1 protein-coding gene is annotated in these 1,171 nt (G+C 73.4%); it reads left to right on the forward strand.

What is annotated here, in order from left to right; translation table 11 throughout:
* Positions 1 to 55: 55 nt before the first annotated feature.
* Positions 56 to 1,171: IS110 family transposase (locus ACFV61_RS36130; RefSeq protein WP_380496432.1), on the forward strand; the 1,116-nt coding region annotated here is incomplete at its 3' end.

Genomic DNA, 1,171 nt, shown 5'->3' on the forward strand with positions numbered 1-1,171 from the left:
CAGCATGACAGGACCAAGCTTCTCCGGCGGCGCCGGTCAGACGGTGTTCGGCGGCGTGGACTCCCACGCCGACACGATCCACCTCGCCGTCGTCACCGACCGCGGCGGCCACGTCGCCGACGCCGAGTTCCCCACCACCGGGGCCGGCTACACGGCCGCGATCGCGTTCCTGACCGCCCACGGCACCGTGACCGCGATCGGGGTGGAAGGCACCTCCTCCTACGGCTCCGGCTTCACCCACGCCGCCCGCCAGGCCGGCCTGACCGTCGTGGAGGTCAACCGGCCCGACCGGGCCGAACGCCGCCGCATCGGCAAGTCCGACCCCATCGACGCCTACGCCGCCGCCCGCGCGGCCCTCTCCGGCCGGGCCGACGCCGCACCCAAGGACGACACCGTCGCCGGCATCCGCGCCCTCCACAACGCGGCCCGCTCCGCCGTCAAAGCCCGCACCGCCACCCTCAACCAGATCACCCACACCCTCATCGGCGCACCCGACGACATCCGCGCCAAGTACGGTGCCCTGCAAGGCGACAAGCGAACCGACACCCTCGCCCGGCTCCGTCCCGCCGGCGACACGGTCCGCGTCGCGGTCCTGACCGCGCTCAAGACCCTCGCCAAACGCGTCAAAGCCCTCACCGACGAGCACGACACCCTCACCAGGACGCTCGACGCCCTGGTCACCGACCTCAACCCCGGCCTGCGAGCCACCCACGGGGTCGGCCCCGACACCGCCGCCCAGTTGCTGATCACAGCAGGCGGCAACCCCGACCGGCTCCGCGGCGAGGCATCCTTCGCCGCCCTGTGCGGAGCCGCACCCGTGCCCGCCTCCAGCGGCCGCACCAACCGCCACCGCCTGTCCCGCGGCGGAGACCGCGCGGCCAACGCCGCCCTCTACCGGATAGCCCTGTGCCGGATGTCCAGCGACCGACGCACCCGCGACTACGTCGCCCGCCAGAGCGAGGCCGGCCGCACCAAGAAGGAGATCATCCGCCTCCTCAAACGCGCCATCGCCCGCGAGATCTTCCGCTGCCTCACCACGACCGTCACGGCCCCCGAGACCGCCGACCTCCGGCCCGCCCGCCAGGCCAAGAACATCACCCTCACCGCCGTCGCCAACCACTTCGGCGTCTGGCCCGCCACCATCTCCACCCTCGAACGCGGCACCCGCCGA

This window comes from Kitasatospora sp. NPDC059817 (assembly GCF_042731835.1).
Classification (GTDB): Bacteria; Actinomycetota; Actinomycetes; order Streptomycetales; family Streptomycetaceae; genus Kitasatospora.